The 20,181-nt window shown below is 73.6% G+C and carries 20 protein-coding genes; 13 read left to right on the forward strand and 7 right to left on the reverse strand.

The genetic code is table 11. From position 1 onward, the window contains the following. Positions 1-33 precede the first annotated feature (33 nt). Genes hypF through hypE form a run of 4 tightly spaced genes read left to right on the forward strand, consistent with a single transcriptional unit; the run spans position 34 to position 4,731 of the window. Positions 34-2,319: a carbamoyltransferase HypF gene (gene hypF, locus ABZX11_RS20660; protein ID WP_354915022.1), complete on the forward strand. Its 2,286-nt coding sequence runs from the start codon at positions 34-36 to the stop codon at positions 2,317-2,319. After that, positions 2,316-2,585, forward strand: a complete 270-nt coding sequence (locus ABZX11_RS20665; RefSeq protein ID WP_354915025.1) for a HypC/HybG/HupF family hydrogenase formation chaperone — start codon at positions 2,316-2,318, stop codon at positions 2,583-2,585. Before hypF ends, ABZX11_RS20665 begins: the two co-directional genes overlap by 4 nt. Continuing rightward, entirely contained in the window at positions 2,582-3,688 is a 1,107-nt protein-coding gene (gene hypD / locus ABZX11_RS20670) for a hydrogenase formation protein HypD (protein ID WP_176177097.1), read from the forward strand. Before ABZX11_RS20665 ends, hypD begins: the two co-directional genes overlap by 4 nt. After that, positions 3,685-4,731 carry a hydrogenase expression/formation protein HypE gene (gene hypE, locus ABZX11_RS20675; protein ID WP_354915029.1) on the forward strand — a complete coding sequence of 349 codons (1,047 nt, stop codon included), beginning with the start codon at positions 3,685-3,687 and terminating at the stop codon, positions 4,729-4,731. Before hypD ends, hypE begins: the two co-directional genes overlap by 4 nt. Before the next feature lie 5 nt (positions 4,732-4,736). Here the strand turns inward: hypE and ABZX11_RS20680 are convergent, their stop codons facing one another. Continuing rightward, positions 4,737-5,549: a hypothetical protein gene (locus ABZX11_RS20680; RefSeq protein WP_354915032.1), complete on the reverse strand. Its 813-nt coding sequence runs from the start codon at positions 5,547-5,549 to the stop codon at positions 4,737-4,739. Positions 5,550-6,159: 610 nt separating this feature from the next. On the opposite strand from ABZX11_RS20680, the gene ABZX11_RS20685 reads away from it, so the two are divergent. Then, the gene (locus ABZX11_RS20685) at positions 6,160-6,597 is read left to right on the forward strand and encodes a pyridoxamine 5'-phosphate oxidase family protein (RefSeq protein WP_354915035.1); all 438 of its coding nucleotides are present in this window, start codon (positions 6,160-6,162) and stop codon (positions 6,595-6,597) included. Then, positions 6,594-6,896: a hypothetical protein gene (locus ABZX11_RS20690; protein WP_354915038.1), complete on the forward strand. Its 303-nt coding sequence runs from the start codon at positions 6,594-6,596 to the stop codon at positions 6,894-6,896. The genes ABZX11_RS20685 and ABZX11_RS20690 overlap by 4 nt, the downstream gene beginning before the upstream one ends. Here ABZX11_RS20690 and ABZX11_RS20695 read toward each other — a convergent pair. After that, on the reverse strand, positions 6,893-7,258 hold the full coding sequence (locus tag ABZX11_RS20695) for an HPF/RaiA family ribosome-associated protein (RefSeq protein WP_354915041.1): 366 nt from the start codon (positions 7,256-7,258) through the stop codon (positions 6,893-6,895). The genes ABZX11_RS20690 and ABZX11_RS20695 overlap by 4 nt on opposite strands. 152 nt (positions 7,259-7,410) lie before the next feature. Between ABZX11_RS20695 and ABZX11_RS20700 the strand changes: the two genes are divergently transcribed. From ABZX11_RS20700 to ABZX11_RS20730, 7 genes are all read left to right on the forward strand, one after another. Next, complete coding sequence (locus ABZX11_RS20700) at positions 7,411-8,226, forward strand: NAD(P)H nitroreductase (RefSeq protein ID WP_354915044.1); 816 nt, start codon at positions 7,411-7,413, stop codon at positions 8,224-8,226. Between the two features lie 64 nt (positions 8,227-8,290). Then, complete coding sequence (locus ABZX11_RS20705) at positions 8,291-8,665, forward strand: nitroreductase family deazaflavin-dependent oxidoreductase (RefSeq protein WP_354915047.1); 375 nt, start codon at positions 8,291-8,293, stop codon at positions 8,663-8,665. Position 8,666: 1 nt separating this feature from the next. Then, positions 8,667-8,891, forward strand: a complete 225-nt coding sequence (locus ABZX11_RS20710; protein ID WP_176177091.1) for a hypothetical protein — start codon at positions 8,667-8,669, stop codon at positions 8,889-8,891. Between the two features lie 30 nt (positions 8,892-8,921). Next, positions 8,922-9,251 (forward strand): hypothetical protein, encoded by a 330-nt coding sequence (locus tag ABZX11_RS20715; RefSeq protein WP_354915050.1) that lies wholly within the window; start codon positions 8,922-8,924, stop codon positions 9,249-9,251. 356 nt (positions 9,252-9,607) lie between these two features. After that, on the forward strand, positions 9,608-11,563 hold the full coding sequence (locus ABZX11_RS20720; RefSeq protein WP_354915053.1) for a DUF6541 family protein: 1,956 nt from the start codon (positions 9,608-9,610) through the stop codon (positions 11,561-11,563). Positions 11,564-11,720: 157 nt separating this feature from the next. Continuing rightward, positions 11,721-12,863, forward strand: a complete 1,143-nt coding sequence (locus ABZX11_RS20725) for a hypothetical protein (protein WP_354915056.1) — start codon at positions 11,721-11,723, stop codon at positions 12,861-12,863. A 354-nt stretch (positions 12,864-13,217) separates the two neighbouring features. Beyond that, positions 13,218-13,727, forward strand: coding sequence for a hypothetical protein (locus ABZX11_RS20730; protein ID WP_354915059.1), 510 nt, complete (start codon positions 13,218-13,220; stop codon positions 13,725-13,727). A 349-nt stretch (positions 13,728-14,076) separates the two neighbouring features. On the opposite strand, the gene ABZX11_RS20735 is transcribed toward ABZX11_RS20730, so the two are convergent. The 5 genes from ABZX11_RS20735 to ABZX11_RS20755 form a co-directional block, all read right to left on the reverse strand. Continuing rightward, on the reverse strand, positions 14,077-14,346 hold the full coding sequence (locus ABZX11_RS20735; RefSeq protein WP_354915062.1) for a hypothetical protein: 270 nt from the start codon (positions 14,344-14,346) through the stop codon (positions 14,077-14,079). A gap of 816 nt (positions 14,347-15,162) precedes the next feature. After that, the gene (locus ABZX11_RS20740) at positions 15,163-15,624 is read right to left on the reverse strand and encodes a hypothetical protein (protein ID WP_354915065.1); all 462 of its coding nucleotides are present in this window, start codon (positions 15,622-15,624) and stop codon (positions 15,163-15,165) included. 91 nt (positions 15,625-15,715) lie between these two features. Next, positions 15,716-17,041: a wax ester/triacylglycerol synthase domain-containing protein gene (locus ABZX11_RS20745; RefSeq protein ID WP_354915068.1), complete on the reverse strand. Its 1,326-nt coding sequence runs from the start codon at positions 17,039-17,041 to the stop codon at positions 15,716-15,718. Positions 17,042-17,259: 218 nt separating this feature from the next. Continuing rightward, on the reverse strand, positions 17,260-18,189 hold the full coding sequence (locus tag ABZX11_RS20750; RefSeq protein WP_354915071.1) for a hypothetical protein: 930 nt from the start codon (positions 18,187-18,189) through the stop codon (positions 17,260-17,262). 359 nt (positions 18,190-18,548) lie between these two features. Then, entirely contained in the window at positions 18,549-20,033 is a 1,485-nt protein-coding gene (locus ABZX11_RS20755) for a hypothetical protein (RefSeq protein WP_354915074.1), read from the reverse strand. Positions 20,034-20,181 lie beyond the last annotated feature (148 nt).

Genomic DNA, 20,181 nt, shown 5'->3' on the forward strand with positions numbered 1-20,181 from the left:
GGAACCGTGGTGCCCCGGGACGCGGGAGGCGGCATGGCGGAGACACCGGGCGGTGACCGGCTGCGGATCGACGTGCGCGGGACCGTGCAGGGTGTCGGCTTCCGGCCGTTCGTCCACCGCCTGGCCACCGAACTCGGTGTGGGCGGGGACGTGCGCAACGCCGGCGGCCACGTCGTGATCCGCGCGGCGGGTGGCCGGGTGGCCGACTTCGTCGCCGGACTCACCGCAGCCGCGCCCGCGCAGTCCCGAGTGACCGGCATCGACGTCACCGTGCTGACCGACCGGGTGACGCTCGGCCCCGGCTTCCGCGTCGCCGCCAGTGTCGAAGGCCGCGGGGGTGAGGTCCCGCCGGACCTGGCGACCTGCGTCGAGTGCGTCCGCGAACTGTTCGACCCGGCCGACCGCCGCTACCGCTACCCGTTCCTCACCTGCACCGCCTGCGGGCCGCGCGCGACCATCCTCGGGCGGCTGCCCTACGACCGCGCGCGGACGGCGATGCGCGCGTTCCCGCTGTGCGCGGCGTGCGAAGCCGAGTACCGGAACCCGGCGGACCGGCGGTTCCACGCCGAACCCATCGCCTGCCCGGCGTGCGGGCCCCGGCTGCGCTGGGCGCCCGGCGTCCACGGCGAAGACGCCCTCGCCGCCGCCTGCGCCGTCGTCGCGGGCGGCGGGATCGCCGCGGTCAAGGGGCTCGGCGGCTACCAGCTGGTCTGCGATGCCGCCGACGAGTCCGCGGTGCACCGGCTCCGGCGCGTCAAAGACCGGCCCGCGAAGCCACTCGCCGTGCTGGCTCGCAGCCTCGCCGAAGCCCGCGTTCTGTCCGAAGTGGACGAGCACGCCGCCGTTGTGCTCACTTCGGCCGAGGCACCGATCGTCCTGCTCCCCCGCCGCCCCGGCGCACCGCTGGCCGAAGGCATCGCCCCCGGACTGGCCGAGATCGGTGTGTTCCTCCCGACCACCCCGCTGCACCACCTGCTGCTGGCCGAGCTCCGGCGCCCCTTGGTCGTCACGAGCGGCAACCGCGCGGGCGGCCCGATGGTCGTCGACGACGCGGAAGCGCTCGTCACCCTGGGACCGGTGACCGACGGCGTCCTCGGTCACGACCGGCCGATCTGGTGCCGCTCCGACGACTCCGTCGTGCGGGCACGGCACGGCCGGACCACGACGATCCGGCGGGCGCGCGGGTACGCGCCGGCGCCGTTGCCGCTGCCGTTCGCCGCCCCGGAACCGCTGCTCGCTCTCGGCGCGCAGCTCAAGCACACCTGCGCGCTCGCTCGCGACGGGCTGGCCCACCTCGGGCCGCACACCGGTGACCTCGAGGAGGCCCGGACGCTCGCCGCCTTCGAACGCACCGCCGCGGACCTCGCCCGTTGGCTCGACGCCGAGCCGGCGTGGTGCGCCCACGACTTGCACCCGGGCTACCTGTCCACCCAGTACGCCCGGCGCTGGCCCGCCGGGCGCCGGATCGGCGTGCAGCACCACCACGCCCACGTCGCCGCCACCGCCGCGGAACACGGCGTCTCGACGCCGTTCGTCGGGGTGGCGCTCGACGGGCTCGGGCTCGGCGACGACGGAACGCTCTGGGGTGGTGAGGTGCTCCTCGCCGGCTACCGGGAGTTCCGGCGGTTCGCCCGGTTCGCCACCGCCCCGCTGCCGGGTGGCACGGCCGCGGTGCGCCGTCCGGCCCGCATGGCGCTGGGTTACCTCTACGGGGCCGAATCGTTCGGCGACCCGGTGCCCGAGCACCTCGCCGGCGCCCTGCTGTCCCGAGTGGACAGTCAGGAGCACACCATTGTCCGCACCATGATCGCGCGAAACCTCAACTGTCCGCGGGCCTCCAGCGCCGGGCGGCTCTTCGACGCCGTCAGCGCCTTGCTCGGCCTGTGCGACGACAACAGCTACGAAGGCGAAGCGGCCGTCCGCCTGGAGGCGGCGGCCATGCGGTACGACACGCAGAAGGCCCTCGAATGGGAGCTGCACGAGCGGGACGGCCTGTGGGTGTACGACCCCGTCCCCACGCTCCGCGACGCCCTGCGGTCCGCGGCGGACGCCCCGGCCGGGGAGGTGGCCGCGCGGTTCCACCGCACGATCGCCGAGGTCGTCGTCACGCTCGCGGTGAAGGCCGCCCGCGCCTCGGGCACCGACGTCGTCTGCCTCGGCGGCGGAGTCTTCCAGAACAGCTTGCTCACCGCGGGTGTGGTCGACGGGCTCGCCACCGCGGGTTTGCGGCCGCTGCTGGGCGAACGCGTTCCGGTGAACGACGGCGGCATCAGCTACGGCCAGGCGGCGATCGCCTGCGCCCGGATCACCGGGAGGTGAGCGCGGTGTGCCTCGGCGTGCCCGGGCGGATCGTCGCCCTGACCGGCGCCCCGGACCTGCGGATGGGCACCGTCGACTTCGACGGCGTCCGGCGGCCGGTGTGCCTCGCCTACACGCCCGAAGCCGAGGTGGGCGACTACGTGATCGTGCACGTCGGCTTCGCGATCAGCCAGGTCGACGAGGTCGAGGCCGCCCGGACGCTGGAGGTGCTCCGCGCGATCCCCGACGCACTGGCCGGCGAGCTGGGTCCGGAGTTCGCGCCGTGAAGTACCTCGACGAGTACCGCGATCCCGTCCTGGCCCGCCGGTTGCTGTCCGAGCTGCGGGCGACGGCCACCCGGCCGTGGGCGATCATGGAGGTCTGCGGCGGCCAGACGCACACGCTCGTCCGCCAGGGCATCGACGAGCTGCTGCCGGCCGGCATCCGGATGATCCACGGCCCCGGCTGCCCGGTCTGCGTCACCCCGCTGGCCACGATCGACGCGGCGGTCGCCATCGCGGCCCGCCCGGACGTGATCTTCACCAGTTACGGCGACATGCTCCGCGTGCCCGGCACCGCGGGAGACCTGCTCGGCGTGAAGGCCCGCGGCGGCGACGTCCGGGTCGTGTACACCCCGCTCGACGCGGTCCGGATCGCCCGCGAGCACCCGGACCGGCAGGTTGTCTTCTTCGCCGTCGGGTTCGAGACCACCGCGCCGGCCAACGCCATGGCCGTGCTGCACGCGGCCGCCACCGGCCTGCGGAACTTCTCCGTGCTGGTGAGCCACGTCCTGGTGCCGCCCGCGATCACCGCGATCCTGGACGCACCCGACAACCAGGTGCAGGCCTTCCTCGCCGCCGGCCACGTCTGCGCGGTGATGGGCTGGACCGAGTACGAACCGATCGCGCGGTGCTACGGAGTTCCCGTCGTGGTCACCGGGTTCGAACCGCTGGACCTGCTCGAAGGCATCGTCATGGCGGTCCGGCAGCTGGAAGCCGGCCGTGCCGCGGTGGAGAACCAATACGCGCGAGCCGTCCGGCGGGACGGCAACACCGCCGCGCAGCAGGCCGTGCGCCGAGTCTTCCGGGTCAGCGAACGGACCTGGCGCGGGATCGGCCCGATCCCGGCGAGCGGGCTGGCGCTCACGGCCGAGTTCGCCGCTTTCGACGCCGAAGCGCGCTTCCCGGCCGGCGGGACACCCGCCGTCGAGCACCCGGACTGCATTGCCGGGCGGATCCTGCGGGGAATCGCCGTTCCCACCGACTGCCCGGCCTACGGCACCCGCTGCACCCCGCTCAGCCCGCTGGGGGCGCCGATGGTGTCGACCGAAGGCACGTGCGCGGCGTTCCACCACGCGGGTCGCCGGAAACCCCCTGTGGAGGCACGATGACGACCATCGATCCCGAGCAGCTCACCTGCCCGCTCCCCGGGGCCGAGACCGAACGCATTCTGCTCGGCCACGGCTCCGGCGGCCGGCTGATGGCCGACCTGCTCACCACCGTGATCACCGGCGAACTGGGCGAGCGCGGCCCGCTCGAGGACGCCGCGCTGGTCGGCGCCGACCTGGTGGTCAGCACGGACGGCTTCGTGGTCACGCCCCGCTTCTTCCCGGGCGGCGACATCGGCTCGCTGGCGGTGTACGGCACGGTCAACGACCTCGCCATGCGCGGCGCCCGGCCGGTCGCGCTGACGCTGGCGTACGTGCTCGAAGAAGGCCTGCCGCTCGCCGAACTGCGCGAGATCACGGCCTCGGTGGCCGCCGCGGCGCGGGAGTGCGGCGTCCGCGTCGTCACCGGCGACACGAAGGTGGTCGGCCGCGGCGCCGCCGACGGCTGTTACCTCACCACCACCGGCATCGGCAGGCGGCTGCCGTCCGCGACCCCGACGGCGGCGGGCGGCGTGCCCGGCGACGTCGTCCTGCTGTCCGGCCCGATCGGCGCCCACGGGACGGCGATCCTCAGCGTCCGCGAAGGCCTCGGTTTCGAAGCGGACATCCGTTCGGACAGCCGCCCGCTGCACCGGCTCGTCGCGGCGATGGTCGAAGCGGGCGGCCACGAGGTCCACGCGCTGCGCGACCCGACGCGCGGCGGTCTCGCCTCGGCGCTGAACGAACTCGCCGAAGCCTCGGACGTGACGGTGGAGATCGACGAGCCCGGGCTGCCGGTGCCGGCCGCGGTGGCCTCGGCGTGCGAACTGCTCGGCCTCGATCCTCTGCACGTGGCCAACGAGGGCTGCCTGGTCGCTTTCGTCGCCCCGGCGGCCGCCGACGCCGTGCTGGCGGCGATGCGCGCGGACCCGGCCGGCCGCGAAGCGCGGGCGATCGGCACGGTCGGGCCGCCCGGCGGCCCGGCCCGGGTCGTCGCCCGCACCCTCGTGGGCTCGACGCGGGTGGTCGACATGCTCATCGGCGAGCAACTGCCCCGGATCTGCTGAACCGGCTACCGGCGCCGCCACTCGACCGCGCGCCCGGTGAAAGTCTGCGGGTCTTGGGAGAAACCGACCACCACGTCGTGGTCGTTCACCGCGGCGGGAGAACTCCACGTGGCCCCAGGCAGAGCGCCGAGGTCTTCGGGTTGCCCGGCCGGGTTCCAGTACACGGCGTGAGTCGCGTGGTCCGAGGTGCCTGCTTCTCCGATGACCACGCCGCAAGCGTTGATTCCGAGGGCCCTGCTCCAGCTGCCGCCCGGCAGAGTCCCCAGATCGGCGGGGCGGTCCCGCGGGTCCCAGCGGATCGCGTGCGGCACCCCCGGCACCTCGGAGTAAGCGCTCCCGGCGACCACCCCGGAGTCGTTCATGCCGCCGTCGGGGTACGTCGATTTCGCGCCGAACGGCAGCCCGAGATCGGTGAGCCGGCCGGACCGGTTCCAGTAGACGGTGTTGTGGCAATCGCACGAGGCCTGCTCGGGGCGATCGGCGATGCCCAGGATCTTGCCCGAGCGCGCGATGGTCCCGGCCCAGTTGTACCGGCCGCCGAGGTCGGGGAGTACGTCAAGGCGACCGCGCTCGTCCCAGATGGCCGCCCGGCTTCCGCCGGAAGCGGTGTCGGCGCTGCCGGTGATCAAACCGGTGTCGTCGACGTCGGTCGCTGAGCTACCGCCGGCGCCCGGCAGCTGCTCCAGCGCGGTGATCCGGCCGGCGCGATCCCAGCGGGCCGCGTGGTTCTTGCCGTCCCAACCGACGAAGCCGCCTACGTGGACACCCGAGCGGTTGCCCGCACCGACCCAGGCGGAATTCCGGGGACGGGAGGACAACGGCACGATCGTGCTCCCAGAGCACGGGGCGGGCGACACCGTCTTCGCCGACGGCAGAACCCACCACCATTCCGCGCCGGTCGAGGCCGGTCACGGTGGTAGCGGTGGCCTCCGGCGCGGTCGGCAGCTCGACGATGCCGCCGCCGGGTGGCCACTTCACCGGCACCGCCACCCGTCGCCCGTCCGGCCGGTCGGGGAACCAGACGTTGCCGTAAGCCGTGCCGTCGTCGGCGACCACGAGCGCGGTGCTGCTGAAGCTGCCGGGCGGTAACGGCAGTGCGATCAGGTGCCACGCCGGAATCTCGCCGGCACCGGCTCCCTCGCCGCTCACTCCGGTGAGCACCGCGGCACCGGCCACGGCCACAGCCACGCGGACGCCCGTCCGCCGTACCCATCCGTCCAGCTGTGCGCTCATGAGCCCTCCCTTGCCGATCCGGCACTTTGGTCCACGCTCGCGAGCACGGCCACCGCGGCATAGAGGACAACGTCCCTTCCAGCGGACCCGGTGGACTTCCGTCCCGCCGCCCGGTGACCTCGGCCCCTGGGGCCACCGCTGTCACCGGCGCAGCCTGGGCTGGTTCACCCGATCCGCCGGCCCAGGACGTCGCCCATGAGCACTTCGCAGATCCACGCCTTGAGCCACGACCGTTGCCGCGCGCTGCTCGCCTCGGTCCCGCTCGGCCGGGTCGCCTTCGTCCGCGCCGGGCGGCCGGTCATCCGGCCGGTCAACTTCACCGTTGCCTGCGACGCCGTCTGGCTGCGCGCCGGCCGGAACGCCTGGGCCGACCGGATCGACGGCGAAGCGGTCACCTTCGAGGCCGACGCCTACGACCCCGGCGACCACACCGGCTGGAGTGTGATCGTCACCGGTGTGGCCGGCCTGGTCACCGACGTCGCGACCGTGGCCGCCCAGTTCGGCCCCGGCCTGCGTTCGTGGGCGCCGCCACCGCGTGACCGCCTGCTGCGGATCGGCCTCGACCGGATCGACGGGCGCCGGATCGCTCTGCGGCCGGACGCCGACGACGCCACCGAATCGGGCCTGCGGTGAAGCGCGCGTCCGCGGCCGTGTCCGTCGCGCTGATCCTGCTCCTGGCCGCCTGTGCCCCGGCCGCGAACGCCTACGCGGAAACCGCCGCCCGGCCCGGTTTCTGGCCCGGGCTGTGGCACGGCTTCATCTGCCCGATCACCTTCCTGGTCTCCCTGTTCAACGACCACGTGGGTGTCTACGAGGTCCGCAACGACGGGCACTGGTACGACTTCGGGTTCGTGGTCGGCATCCTGCTCGCGGCGAGCGTCTTCCACAGTCCCCGCTACACCCGCTCGCGAGGTGACCGGCGCGCACGCTAACGGGTCGCCGGCGGCCGCCGGATGGTGTCCGCGCCCTTGCGGTGCCGGGCCCGGCCGTACTTGGTCTCGAGCACGCTTTCCAGCTTGTGCGCGGCACCGTGGCAGGCTTCGAGCACCGTCTCCGCGTGGTGGCTGACGACGACGGGTGCGTGCCCGGCGGGGCGTGCCTCGAGCACGCACCGCCGATGCCGGCCGCCGGGGTTCGCATCGCCGCCGAGGTGGACTTGCAGGGTGTCGATCTCCCCGGCGAAGCGCGCGAGCGCCGTTTCGAACTCGCCGGCGAGGCGCCGCGCCAGGTCGTCGCCGCCGTGGACGTTTTTGCTGGTGTCGATCCGGATCTCCATGTCCCCGATCTTGTTCACCGCGCCCGCGCCACCCCAGGTCCGGAAGTCCCCGGCCGAAAGGACCAAAGGCGTCCGGCGCCGACGGTGACCCGAAGTCCCCGGACGCGGGGCCCTCCGGCTCTCCCGGCCCACCGCGGCCCGGTGCCACGGTGGGAACCGGAGGCGAACCGATGGACCGACGAATCCCGGACACGGCCACCGTGGAGGCCGCGGTGGCGCTGGCACTGCGTGCCCCGTCCGCCCGCAACGCCCAGCCGTGGTGCTGGCGGATCGGGTACAGCACCCTGCACCTGTTCTCCGACCGGGACTGTCCGGCGCCGGAACGGGACGTGCTCCTCGGCTGCGGTGCGGCCCTGCACCACGTCCGAGTGGCCTTCGCCGCCCTCGGCTGGCACACCGACATACAGCGGCTGCCGGATCCGGACGATCCCGCACACCTGGCCGTGGTGACTCCCCGCCCCGCCGGACGCCCGACGGAGGAAACCATCGCACTGGCGGCCGCCATCCCCCGCCGTCGCACCGACCGCCGCCCGCCCGCGGCGTGGCCGGTGCCCCGCGAACACCTCGACGCGCTGGCTCGCGCGGCGGCCCGCGAAGGCGCCCGGCTGCAGGTGGTGCCGAAGCCGATCCGGCCAGGGACCGCCGGCCGCGCGCCGGGCGCCCTCCTCACCAGGCCGGCTGTTCTCGGGACGGGCGGCGAAGTACTCGCCTTGACCGCGGCCGACGACGACCGGCCGGCCCTGCTGCGCGCGGGCGAGGCGACCAGCGCGGTGCTGCTGTCGGCAACGGCTCTCGGCCTGGCCTCCTGTTCCCTCACCGACTCGTGGGACGCCTCCGAGGCATCCCGGGTGTTGCTTCGGGTCGGGTGGGCACCACCCGGGTCCGAGCCGCTGCCGCCGACGCCGCGGCGCCGCCTGGGGCACGTCCTCGAACCTCTCCAGGCGCCGTCCAAGTACCACCACCGTCCGATGCGCAAGGAGGACTGAAATGTCCACAAAGGACCATGGGCCCGAGACGCGCCCGCATCGCTCGGCCAAGGATCGGGTTCGGTTGTTCAACAAGCATGTCCTCAACCCGGCCATGCTCCTGCTGGCCGGCCGCAAACACTGGTACGCCTCGGCGCTCGAGCACGTCGGGCGCCGGTCGGGCCGCACCTACCGGACACCCGTGGTGGCCGGCCGCGTGCCGGGCGGCTTCGTCGTGCCCCTGCCGTACGGCAGCGAAGTCGACTGGCTGCGCAACGTCCTCGCGGCCGGGACGGCGACCCTCCGTTCGGGTGGGATCACGTACGTGGTCAGCGAACCCCGGATCATCGACGCAGGTGCGGCCTTCACACAGGTTTCCCCCGCCTACGCCCAGGCCTGGTGCCGCTTCGGCATCGCCCGCTACCTGCGGCTGACGGCCGGCGAGAAAAAGGGTGAGTGACATGGGGTTCCTCCACCACGACAACGACCCCGGGCCCGCCCGGGCGGGCGGGTTCCCCAGCGGCCTGCACGTGCGGGCCCACGGCGGCCGGTTCGACGGGCGGACCGGCGTCGTCGTCGGCCGGTCCCCCGACCTCCGCCCGGGCTCGGTCTGGGTCGAGTTCACCCCGGGCCACCCCCGGCTGGTCCCCGGGTACCGGCTCGACGCCTCCGAACCGGAAGAGTGAACCGCCCACACCGACCGAGGAGGGAGCGCGATGCTCGGGACCACCGCGGCCGGCGGGCCGTCACCCGAGGAACGCAGGCGTGCCGCCCGCACGGTGCAGCGGCACGCACGCAACGATGACGACGAAGCGGAACTGCTGGCGATGCTCGGGCTCGACCACACCGACCCGCCGCCGGCCGAACCCCGCCCCGCCAACAGCCGGTTGACGGCGGACGAGCTGCGCGAACTGCTGGCACCGTTCGCGGAGGAACACGCCGGCCCGGCGCCACTCCGGAACAGCGCACCGGACGACGTTGTACCTGCCGAGCAAGGACTTTCCGCTCTGGGCACCGCCGGTACCGCGGACGAACCTCGAAGGTGAGGGAGCGGCCCGGGCCTGCAGATCCCCGCAACGGGCGCCCTCCCTCCCGTAACGGTGGTGGTGGTTCAGGAGTGGCCTCCCCTCCCCTCGCCGCCCGGCCATCACCACCGTTTCCGACGGTCCGGGGCGATCATCCGACGAGCGCGATTCTCCTGAAAGAAACGAGAGCTCGGGAACGGCAGCCGCGATTCAGCGCCGTTTCTGCGCCGCGGAATTCCGGTTTTTCAAACCGTTCCACTGCGGATTCGGCAATTGACTGCGAAACGAGTAACTTCTGCCGGTCCGGCGGCGATGACGCCACCAGTGCACGCCGATTCCCGGCAGGGCGCCGGGTTTCCGTACCAGGGGGTTCGACCATGTCGTGGCTCGACGCTGCGCCGGCGGCGGTGCTCTGCGGAGCGCTGCTCATCCTGCCCGGGCTGCCCCTCACTCACCTGCTCGGGCTGCGACGGCTGGCGATGGTGGCGCTCGCCCCGGTCGTCGTGGTGGCACTGGTGGCGGTGACGGCGATCGTCGCGGCGGAACTCGGCATCCGGTGGTCGCTGCCGCTGGTGCTGCTCGTGTTCGCCGGGTCGGCGGTCGTCGCCGGGTGCGTCGTCCTGCCGCTTCGGAGACGGCTGCCGCAACCCGCGCCGGGCGACGGCCTGCCGGTCGTCGCGGCGGCCGCGGGCGGCCTCGTCGTCGCGCTGGCGCTCGGGGCGCTCACCGTCCGAGCGGCGATCGGCAGTCCCGAGGAGCTGGTCAAGACCGACGATTCGTCCTTCCACTACAACGCCGTCGCCAACATCCTGAACAGCGGGGTGGCGTCCACGTTCCGGATCGACACCCTCGGCGTGCCCGGACGCGTCCGCGGCTTCTACCCCGCGGCCTGGCACGATCTGGGCTCCCTGCTCGCCATGCTCACCGGCGGCTCGGTGCCGGCCACGGCGAACATCCTGTCCGTCACCATCGCGCTGGTCGTGTGGCCGCTGGGCTGCGTCCTGCTGATGCGGCAGCTGGCCGGGCCGGACCGGCAGGCACTGGCCCTCGCCGGCCTGCTGAGCGTCGCGTTCGGCGCGTTCCCCTGGGAACTGCTCGGCTGGGGCATCCTCTGGCCCAACCTGCTGGGGCTCTCGCTGGTCCCGGCCGGGGTCGCGGTCGTGATGTCGATGGCCGGCCTGGCCCGGGAGGACGTGATCGGCCGTGGGCGGGCGTTCCTGCTGGCGCCGGTGGCGCTGACCGCGATCGCCATCGCACACCCGAACGCGGTCGTCAGCCTGACCGCGATCACCCTCCCCGCGATCGTCGTCGCCCTCGCACGGGCCGCTGCCCGGCGGTACCGGGCCGGCCGGCGGCCGCAGGCCGCCCTGTTCGCCGCGCCCATCGTGCTCGCCGCGCCGGCGTACTGGCTGGTCGTCGTCAGGCTGGGCGTGTTCGCGGGACCGATGACCGCGGACTCACCGCCCTTCGAGTCGCCGTCACAGGCACTCGGTGAGGTACTGACCGGGGCGACGAACCACCACGGCGCGGGCTGGGTCCTGGCCGGGCTGGTGGTCGTGGGGGCGGTGTCGTGCTTCCGGCAGCGCTCCCGCCGGTGGCTCGTGGCCGGGCACGCCCTCTCCGGCGGCCTGTACGTGCTGGCCGCGGGCGTGCCCGGAGCGACTCGCCGGATCTTCACCGGCTTCTGGTACACCGACTCCCACCGGCTGGCCGCCATGCTCCCGGTCACCGGCGTCCCGCTCGTGGTGATCGGCGTGCTGGCGGTCGTCTCGGCGGCGCGTGCCGGGCTCGCGCCGGACGGCGTGCTGCGCCGGCTTCGCCTGTGGCCCCCGGCCGCCGCCGTGGTGGTGGTGATCGCCTTGCTGCTGGCGACCGGCGGCCTGCACCACGCCGACCACCGCGACCGGGTCCTGGCTGCGTACCCGAAAGCCGCTCCGCTCGTGACCCCGGACGAATACGCCTTATTCACGCGGATCGGCCGGCGGACCGAGCCGGGCACGATCGTGGCCCAGATGCCGTACAACGGCAGCCCGGCGGTGATGGCCCTGACCCGCCGCCAGGTCCTGTTCCCCCAGCTCAACCTGGGCCGGCTGACGACGGACCAGGTGTACCTGGCCCAGCACCTCAACCAGGCGGCGAGCGATCCCCGCGTGTGCGAGATCGTCAACCGGCTCCAGGTCAGGTACCTGCTGACCAATGACTTCGCCCGGGGCAACCGGTGGGACGGCACCGCTTACCCGGCACCGTCGGCCGGGTTCCGCCAGATCGACCAGGGTGGCTCGTTCCGGCTGTACCGGGTCAGCCCGTGCGACAAGGCCGCCGACTCACGCTGAAGCGCCTACCCCGACGGGCACACCCATGCGGCAGGGCATCGTCGCGCATGCGACAACAGAGGAATTCGCCCTGCTTCGCGGCGACGTGCGCCCCTTTCCCGCGCGCTGCCCGCAAGAAGACACTGCAGGTTCCTGCACCCTGGGAGGGGAGCGTGTCATGCCCGGCTGCACCCGTTTCCGGCCGAGGTCCGTGACGACGGCCGTGGTGCTGCTGCTGATGTCCTCCGTTTCCGCGCCGGCGGCGAACGCGGCCGGACCACGCACGGTCGTCGATCTGGGCGCCTTGCCCGGCGGCTTGAGTTCGGCCACCGCCCTGAACGACAACGGCGTCGTCGTCGGCACCTCCACCACCGGGACGTCGACGGTGCAGCACGCGGTCCGCTGGAACCGCTCTTCGCGGATCACCGACCTGGGCTCGGTCGACGGGTCCGACACGTACGCACTCGGCGTCAACCAGCGCGGCACCACGTTCGGATTCGCGGATAACTGCGCGTTGACGTCCGGTTCGTGCAGCCTGCGGTGGTCACCGGACGGAACGTTGCACCGGCTGCCCGCCTTGGCCCCGGGCGCCGCGAGCCATCCCCAGGCGATCAACGACCACGACGTCGTCGTCGGCTCCGCGGGCGCGCCCGACGGCCACGGGCACCCGGTGCGCTGGACGGCCGGCGGGCAGGTCGTCGATCTCGGGTTGCCACCGGGTGCCGTCGACGGAACCGCTCTGGGCATCAACAACCGGGGTCTGATCGTCGGCTTGGCCGACTTAGCCGACGGGTGGGCGCACGCGCTCCTGTGGGACCACGACCGCGGGGTGATCGAACTTCCCCCGGCTCCGGGCCAGGTGGTCAGCTGGGCTCTGGGGGTCACCGAAGACGGTCTCATCGTCGGCGACGTCAACACCACCGGCTACCACATGGCACGCTGGCAGTACCGCGACGGCGTGATCCGGCCTCCCGAGGTGCTCGAAGCGGACAGCTACCTCTACTACACGAGCCGATCCGGCATCGCCGTGGCTCCCGGCCTCCGCTGGGATCGCTCCGGCCGGGTGACCGAGCTGAAGCCCCTGCACCAGGGCGGTGGCAGTTACCCGAACGCGGTCAACGACGCGGGAATCGTCGTCGGGTCCTCGGGCCGCCCGGACGGAACGGCCACCTCGGTGTGGTGGGACCGGGCCGGGGCTCCGCACGAGTTCCCGTCGCCGTCGCCGTCGCCGGTGATCGGCGTGCGCGCGATCAACGAAGCCGGCACCGTGGCCGGCAGCGCCGAATTCCCCGCCGGCCGGCACGCCGCGGTGTGGCGCTGATTCCGCCGTCGGGCGAACTGCCCGCGACCGGCCTCCGCCGTGTTCCGGACGCGGACGAGGGCAGCACGTCCCGGCGACATCCCGCAGGACGCAACGTCCCCGTCTGTTCCACTGTGGATTGAGCGCACGGCGGTCCGCCGCGCCGCTCGGCGATCCGTTCACGCCCACCGCGACCTGCCTGCCGAGGCCGAAAGTCCCGCGACCGGCAGTCCTGCGACCCTGCCCGGGCCGGTGACCCAGCGACGAAACTGCCGTGGTGAAGGTCACCCTGTCCGGCGTGGCCGGCGCGGCCGCACCGCGGAACTCCGACACCCGAGACGAATCCCACCCGCCGTGGCGGAAGGAGCCCGAACCATGCGGAAGCCGACTGTGATCCTCCTGGCCGCGGCGATCACGGCCGCGAGCGCCGCGTGCGGCGGCAGTCCGGGCACCCCGGAGCCGTCCGGCACGACGCCGGCTTCGATCACCGAACCGCCGGCGACCGGAGTCCCCGGCGTCGAAGCCGGCGTCTACCTCGCCGCCATGGCACCCGTGGCGAACGCGGTCGGCGCGGCGATCGCCGGCATCCCGGCCGTCTGCGGGCCGTCGAACGTGCCGGAGTGCCGGGATGCACTCAGGAAGGTGCACGACGCCAACGCCGCTCTGGAGAAGGCGCTGGCCGGCCGGACCGTTCCCGGCTGCCTGCACGAGGCCGATGCCGAAATGCACCGCTCGACGGAGCTGATGGACCGGGGCATGCACGACTGGTTGAAGGCGGTCGACGGGCAGGACTTCGCCGCCGTGAACAGGTTGGACCACGAGCTCGGCCAAGCGAACGCCCACCAGGTCCGCGCCTTCGATCTCCTCACGCACAGCTCGTGCTGAGCGGTGACGACGGCCCGGTTCGCCCGTCCGGATCAAGGCGAACTCGTCGAGCCGCCACCGGCCGTGGTGCGGGCCCGCAGCAGCCCGGCCTGATCCGGCAGCCCGCGCGTGGCGACGGCCGCCCACCGGAGTCCGGCCGACGGCAGCCGCCGTTCCTGCACCGGGGCGATGTCCGTGCGCCCCGACCGGGGGAGTCTCGCCGACGGACAACCGCCGCCTCGGTGCCGGTGAGCCCGGCGACGGCGGTCGCGCGCCGCGCGCGGGCCGCGTCCGGCTGCCTGCGTGCGACGCGCGGCGAAGTCGACGAGATCCGCGCCGGCACCGGCGCTCGACCACCCGGCCCGGGCGCTCAGGTGGCGGCGTCCTCCGGGACGATCCGGAACACCGGGACGTCCGCGGCGATCCGGGCGAACTCCTCGAGCGGAGCCCGCCGGTCGACGGGGATGTGGGCCCGCGCCCCGGGTGCGACGGCCAGGTACCGGCGGAGCACCGGCGGGCGTTCCTCGGGTGCGACCTCTTCCAGCCGTACGGCTTCGCGACGGCCGTGCCGGAGTACCACGTGACCGTCCGCCGCGCGGACGTTGCGCACCCACTGGGTCCGCTCGCCGAGCATCGCCACCAGGTAGCGCTCCCCCCTCGTGGTGGGCCACGACGAGTGGTACCCGGACTGGCCGGCCGGTGAGCCGGCCGGTCACCTCCAGCGTCACGCCCCGCTTCGGCAGCAGGCCGGCGGCGTACGCGAGCGCGTCACCGCGGTTCAACACCCGCGCCACGCCGTGGGGCCGGGCCCCGCGGTACTGCCGGCGGGCCCAGCGGTGGACCGGGCCACTCGCAGGCACGGGACGGCGACCGGCGAGGGCGGCCGCGTCATCGCGGATCGTGCGCAGCGTCGCCTGCATGACGAAGCGGACGAACGGCCGGACCAGCCACCAGTAGCGCGCGAACCGGCGTGCCGACACCGGATCCGTGGTGCCAGTCCGAGCTTCGCAGGTGATCAGCGTTCGCGCCGGGCCGAAGGGCCGCACCGAGATCGCCGCGGCGATCCGGCACCGGTCCGGCTCGGCGAACGCCGTGAACTCGGCGGGCGTCATCGTCCGCACGTCGTACCACTCGACGCCGGGCTGCCAGAACCGCCCGACCGCACCCAGAACCACCTCACGGCCCGGTGTCTCACCCAGCCGCAGCCATCCGGGGAGCGGGATGTCCCCGGCGAACGGCTTCAGCGGTTCCGGCGTGTTCCGCGCGAACACCGCCAAGTGCGTCAGGGGTGCGCGGACCCGCCTCAGGTCCAGGTCACGCACGGCCCGCCAGGTCTCGCCGAGGCCGGCTTCGGCCACGAGGTGCTCGGTCACGGTCACGTCGAACCGGGGCAGGAACCGGTCGATCAGCAGCTCCTCACCGGTCGCTGCCACAGTGACGACGGAGTCGGTCATGATCACACCTTTCGCTCGACGGGAGAACCACCCGCGCGCCCGGCCCGGACCAGGTCCACCAGCCCGGAGATCAGCCCGAGCACGGATCCGGCGATGCCGATCGCCAGCACACCCCGGGCCACCGCAGCCCAGTCGACCGGCGTCGCGCCGAAGTCGAGGGGGAAGACCAGCCAGATCCGCACGAGGGCGACCAGGCCGGCGCCCGTCGTCACGAAGCCGTCGACGATGACGAGCCGCTCGGGGTCGTGCCACAGGTGGAGGAAGCCGGTGACCAGGCCGGTCACCAGCGCGAGGTCGACGGCCCCCAGCACCGAGGAGAACCCGGCAGTGAGGAACGGCACGGCCACCCAGCCCGGCTGCCCGTTGATCAGGGCGAGCAGCACGCCGTTGACCACCACCCCGGCCAGGTACCCGGCGAGCCGGGCCCGGACGGGTGGTCGGCGGGACCGCACGCCGGTCGTCATGGTGGCCTCCGTTCGCCGCCGATCGTCGTTCCGGCGGGACAGACCCCGGCAGAGTCGCGAGTCCACTGCGCCGGAGCCGGAAGACCCCATCTCACCGGGATTCCCGGCACACCAGCGCCAGCTGCGCCGCCAGGCCGTCGGCGAGCGCGTCGAGGTCGGGACACCGGGCGGCGTCGGCGAGCACCGACACCACCAGGCTCCCGGCGTAGGACAGCACCTCGAACACCACCGACAGATTGCCGCTCGCCCCGACGCTGAGCGGAACGGCTTCGACGACGGGGACGCCACCGAACGTCACCGGCCCGGCCGGTCCGCGCACGTGGCTGACGAGCGTGTGCATCCGGTGCTGGTGGTCCAGGTACCACCGGTAGAGGCCGAGCGTGGCCGACAACCGGAACAGCGCGCCCAGCACGGCGATCGGCGGCGGTCCCGTCGCGGCCGCTTTCGAGGCACGGACCCGGGCCGCGACGAGGGCGAGCCGCCCGGCCACGTCGCCGGTCGCCGGGACGGTGAGCAGCAGCGGGCTGACCGCGTTGCCGAGGTGCGAGGCATCCGCCGCCGCCCGGCCGGACACCGGCACGGCGACCGCGAACGCCCGGACGTCTTCGTGGCGCGTCAGCAGCAGCCGGTGGAGCGCCCCGGCCACGGCGACCAGGACGGCGTCGTTCACCGAGGCCCCGTGCCGGTGGGCGGCGGCCCGCAGCGGCGCGAGCTCGGCCCGGACGACCGCGAGCCGGCGGCGGGGCCCCGCCGGCCCGAGCAGCGAACACGCGGTGGCGCGGGGCGGGTGCAGCCCGCCGGCAGCTCCGGTCGACGCGAAGAGCGCACGCACGGCCGGCCCGATCCGGCACACCGACCGCAGCCGGCCGGCCAGAGCCTCCCGGCGCAGCGCCGGCGCGTCCGGCGACGGACGCGGAAAGGGGGCCGCAACCGCGGGAGCGCCGTCGACCAGCCGCGCCAGGACGGCGAGGCCGCCCACCCCGTCCGCGAGCACGTGGTCGAGCACGACGACCAGCGCCGCTTCCCCGCCGGTCAACCCGGTGAGGAACGTCGCCGACCACGGCGGGGCCTCCCGGGGCAGCCGCGCCGAAACCAGCGAGAGCGCGGTGTCGAACACCGCTTGCCGGTCCCCCGGCGGCGCGCACACCGCGGGCCGGACATGGCGGCGGACATCGAACCCCGGATCGTCGACCCAGATCGGGCCACCGCCGCCCCACGGTGCCGGCACCAGCCGGCGACGAAGGCGCGGGACGGCGGGGAGCCGTTCGCCGATCAACTGCCGCACCCGAGCCAAGTCGAGTCCCCGGGCCGGGCCGAGCAGCAGGAGGACACCGAACTGGACCGGCCCGTCGCCGGTGCCCATCGCGAGGAAGGCGCGGTCGGTGGGACTCGCGCGGTCGACCTGGATCCGGCTCATCACCTCAGCCGACCCGGCGGACCCGGAACGGCACAGGGCCGGAAGTCACCACCCGCGGAGCTGAAAGAGCCTTTCCGCGCATGCTTCGATCCGCCAGGCCGGCCGGACCAACGGCGGGTGCGGGCGTCACTGCCGTAGCGGCAACCCTGATGCCGGAAACCTGACTTCACCGCTCTTTCCGGTGCCGCAGCAGCTGCCGGGTTTTCCCGCACGACGGATCATTCGATCAGCACCTCGGCGAGGTCACGGCGCGCCGACGGCGTCGCAGCGCGGCCACGGCCGAGCGCGAGGAGCGCTTGCGGCCACACCGCCCCTCCCGAAAGCGCACGCAGCTCGCGCCGCGCGGACCCGACCTCCACCGGCGCGGACCAGAATCCTGCGTCCAGCCCGGCGAGCGTTGCGGTGAGCAGCACTCGCTGCAGGGCCTGGCCGGCGTGCAACCACGCAACCGGCCCATCGTCGAACGAAGCGATCAGGACCAGGAGCGGCACCTCGTGGCCGGCGCGAGTCAGCGCAGCCGGACGGCGAAACTCCCCGGAAGCCGGCAGTCCATCACTGGTCCGACCGCGGCCGGACCACCGCGACCGCTCGGCCCGGAACTGCGGATCGGCCAGCTGAGCGCGGCAGGCTCGCGCGATCAGGGCGGCCACCTCGGCCCGTTGCCTCTCGGCGAACACGACCAACCACGACTGTTCCGCCTCAGCCGCGTGCCGCAACTCGGCGATGACCGCGTCCGGAACGGCGCAGGCGGTCACGGCAGCCCGGGCGGTGCGGCGCCGCGGGATGGCTTCGGCCAGCCGGCTCACGGACCGGTGGGGGGCGGCGGTCGGCACCGGGCGAACGGCGGCGAACAGCGAAGGATGCCCGGGGCGGGGCCGTACCGTGCTGATCGGCAGGAAGCCACGATGGTGGATGGCGGTCCGGAGGTTGAACAGCGCGGCCCCGCAGGAGAGCGCCAGCTCCCGGTTTTCCCCGTCGGTGACCGGAAGAGCCCTGCGGAAGTCGCCGTGCACCTCGACCTCCCCCGTCGTGCAGCGGAACAACCACGGCTGGGTGTTGTAGATCGACGGTGCCAGCACCGCAGAACGGAGAACCGCGCTGCTGGCGGACGACGTAAGCGGTCCCACGGCTCCCACCTCCGAGCACACGCTCCCCCACCTCCATCCGGCTGGACAGGATGATCACGCACCGGCAAGCGCCCCGACAGAGACCAAAGTCATGACCATCGACGGCGAACGGTCCTCGCCAAAACGGCCCGACCGGGCAACCACAAAAGATGCACAAGCGCTACAACGAAGGCGAAAGCTCCCCGATGTCCGACGAACCGGCTCGTTACCGCCACAGTTGCGTTGCGTCCGATGCCACGCAGCCCGACGAGCGACCAACCCACCTCGCGGATCGGGTGCAGTTCTCACCGGTCGCCGACCGGGCTGCGCATGACCTCGTTCTCCGCACTGGTGGATCTCCTGGTGAGGCCGGTCTCGACGGCCGGAGGGTTCCCCGGTCGTCATGGCACCAGGTGGGCCCGGAGCCGGTCACGGGTCAGCACGGTGCCGGCGGCCCAATCGCGACCGAGCAGCTCGGTGAGGCCCGGGTCCGGCGTCCCGCGGAGGGCGTCGGGATCGGCCGTCAGGTCCGTGAGCAACCGTTCCAGCAGAAGAGCGAGTTCCGCGCGGCCGCGCTCGTCGCCACCCCAGCCGTAGGCCGACCGCGGGGCCCGCGGGGCGAGGTGCAGCGTTCCGGCATCATCCCGGACGAAGACCGGATCCTCGAGGACGACCTCGCCGAGCGTGGCCGGCGAGGCGAGCCGGCGCGGAGCCAGGACCCGCACCGCCCGCGGATCCCGGATCGGGACCACCGCGGGGGCGTCGGACTCGGGATCGACGAGAGGCGCCCCGGTACCCAGCGGGTCGGCGAGTGCGTGGACCGCCCGCCGTCCGCAGGAGCGCAGCCGGGCCGCGAATTCGGCGCCGGCGGCCGACCGCAGGGACACGGTGACGACCTGGGGATGTGTCAACGGGGTACCGCCGTCCCAGTCGTGAACCAGCCGGATGCACTGTTCGGCCAGGAGGTCCTCGCGGTTCTGGACCTCGCGCCACCCCAGCCGGATCACCGGATCAGGCGGGTCGACCGGATCGGCGGGCGCGCACCCGTCGTCGACGGCCGCCAGCGAGATCTGCTCCGGCCGCAGCACCGACAGCTCCCGGTCGGTCGGCACGCCGGCGGCGCGCTGGCCGGAAATGCGTTGCGCCGTGTGCACGAGCGCGCGGTGCACCGGGTGCCCGACCGGGTGCAGCGCGGCCAGTTCCAGCAACGGCCACACCGGCAGCACCGTCATCGCGGGGTGCCGGACGACCGGGTCGCCCGGCCGCCACCGGCCGATGAGCTCCGGGTCACGCAGACCCGGCGGCCAGTAGGGCGCGGCGAGTCCCAGCACCCGGGCCAGATCCGGCCACGCGCACGGCTGCGGTGCGGCCGAGGGATCGGCTCCGGTGACCGAGACGATTTCAGGACCGGTTCCGGTCCAGCGGGTTCCGACGCGCAGGCACGCGGCCGCGGCGGGAACCGTGCGAGCCACCTCCGCCAGCGGCACGGGCCGGCCGTCCAGGCACCAGCTCACGACCACCCGGCCCCCCGTGGCGGCCCACTCCTGCAGGACCGCCCGGGGCCGGAGGTCGAATCCGGCCCCGAAGAGGGGGATGGCCCGGACCAGCGTCGCCGGCCGCGTGGCGTCCGGCCACCAGTGCAGCGGGAATCTCATCGCCTCGAACCCGCCCCCGGCGTTCAGCCAGGCCCGCGCCGTCGCGGTTGACCAGAAGTCGCCGAGCCGGTCGCGGTCATTGGGCTCGGGAAGCCGGATTTTCCGGCGCCGCCGGAACCGGCCACGGCCCGCGCGCAGCGCGGCCTTCAACTCGGATGCGTAGACCCGTCCGCCGCACACCATGACCAGCACCTCCGCGCTGCGGCCACACCAGCCCCCCGACTGATTCAAGATCGATCCATGACACTGTGGACAGTCGGCGACCCTCTCGCCGTTCCACAGAGGAATCGATCACTCTTTTCCCGAATATGCGGTGATATTTCGACCTGAGCCGCCAGTACGCCGCTTCGGCCACACTAACGAGCCGCTCCGAAGCCTG

The sequence above is a fragment of the Amycolatopsis sp. NPDC004169 genome (genome assembly GCF_040610315.1).
GTDB lineage: Bacteria > Actinomycetota > Actinomycetes > Mycobacteriales > Pseudonocardiaceae > Amycolatopsis.